Below are 1646 nucleotides of genomic sequence, written 5' to 3' on the forward strand. Positions count from 1 at the left end.
CTTGAGGTCTTCGGCCAGCAGTGGAGCTGGGCCTACCGGCTGCCCGGCGCTGATGGGGTGCTGGGCACCGCCGATGCGGAATGGGTGAACGGGGAAAACCCCTTGGGTGTCAATCCGCATGACCGCTTTGGCAAGGATGACCTTATAGTCGAGGGCGGTGAGGTGTATCTGCCGGTGGATAAGCCGGTGAAGCTGCTGCTGCGCTCGATCGATGTGCTGCACAATTTCTACGTGCCTGAATTCCGCGCCAAGATGGACATGGTGCCTGGCATGGTCACCTATATCTGGCTCATCCCCACCCGCACCGGCACCTTTGAAGTGTTATGCGCCGAGTACTGCGGCACCGCCCATCCCTTCATGCGCGGCTATGTGAGCGTAGTGGAGGCGGAGGAATACCAGGAGTGGCTGCAGGAGCAGCTGACTTTTGAAGAATATGCCAATGGGGGCTCTGAAACCGGAGCCGGAACCAGGCTCGCACGGCGCTGAGGGGGCGGGCGCAATGCGCCCCCTTGTGAGGAAGGCCGGGCGATACATCTGAATTGGATGGAGTTCTGCAATGACCGACTACTTGCCTGAACCGGACAGCAATCTGCCGCCGCGCGAAGTGGCCGATGTGATGCCGCCGCATGCGCACAGCTGGATCGGCAAATACGTCTTCTCGCAGGATGCCAAATACATCGCCATCCAATACTCCGGCACCGTCTTGCGCGCATGCACGGCAATCAGGTCGGAGACGATACCGAAGGCGGGCAGTGCCACGATGTAGACTTCGGGGTGGCCGAAAAACCAGAACAGATGCTGAAACGCAATCGGGCTGCCGCCGCCATAGCTGAGCTTTTCACCCAGTTCCACCAGCGTCGGCATGAAGAAAGAGGTGCCCAGCAGCCGGTCGAACAGCATCATCACGCAGGCCACAAACAGCGCTGGAAACGCCAGCAGCGCCATCACCGTGGCGGTGAAGATCCCCCAGACCGTCAGCGGCAGCCGCATCATTGTCATGCCGCGGGTGCGGGCCTGCAGCACGGTCACGGCATAGTTCAACCCGCCCATGGTGAAGCCGATGATGAACAGGATCAGCGAGAGCAGCATCAGGATGATACCGCCCTGCGCACCGCCCGGCGTGCCAGACAGAATGGCTTGCGGCGGATACAGCGTCCAGCCGGCGCCGGTGGGACCGCCGGGGACAAAGAAGCTGGCCACCAGCACCAGCACCGCCAGCAGATAGATCCAGAAGCTGAGCATATTGACGAAGGGAAACACCATATCGCGCGCACCGACCATCAAGGGGATCAGGTAATTGCCGAATCCGCCCAGAAAGATCGCGGTCAGCAGATAGACCACCATGATCATCCCGTGCATGGTGACAAACTGGTAGTAGGCCTCGGGGGTGATGAAGTCGAAGGTGCCGGGAAAGCCCAGCTGCAGCCGCATCAGCCAGGACAGCACCAGCGCCACCATGCCGATTGCAATGGCGGTGCCGGAATACTGGATTGCGATGTATTTGGCATCTTGAGAAAAGACATATTTGCCGATCCAGCTGTGCGCATGCGGCGGCATCACATCGGCAACTTCGCGCGGCGGCAGATTGCTGTCTGGTTCAGGCAAGTAGTCGGTCATTACAGAACTCCGTTACAGTTACCATACTC

2 protein-coding genes are annotated in these 1646 nt (G+C 60.0%); one reads left to right on the forward strand and one right to left on the reverse strand.

Translation table 11 applies throughout. The features are described 5' to 3' along the window. A partial coding sequence (locus tag A2I95_RS36295; RefSeq protein WP_367153201.1) for a cytochrome c oxidase subunit II occupies positions 1-486 on the forward strand: 486 nt, incomplete at its 5' end. Between the two features lie 78 nt (positions 487-564). On the opposite strand, the gene A2I95_RS36300 is transcribed toward A2I95_RS36295, so the two are convergent. Next, a complete protein-coding gene (locus A2I95_RS36300; protein ID WP_291737357.1) occupies positions 565-1617 on the reverse strand; it encodes a cbb3-type cytochrome c oxidase subunit I in 1053 nt (350 codons plus the stop codon). Positions 1618-1646: the final 29 nt, after the last annotated feature.

The organism is Leisingera sp. F5 (genome assembly GCF_001593695.1).

Bases quoted from the DNA above. Each gene is read 5' to 3' on its own strand.
- A2I95_RS36300 (WP_291737357.1), bottom strand. From the start codon at position 1,617: ATGACCGACTACTTGCCTGAACCAGACAGCAATCTGCCGCCGCGCGAA.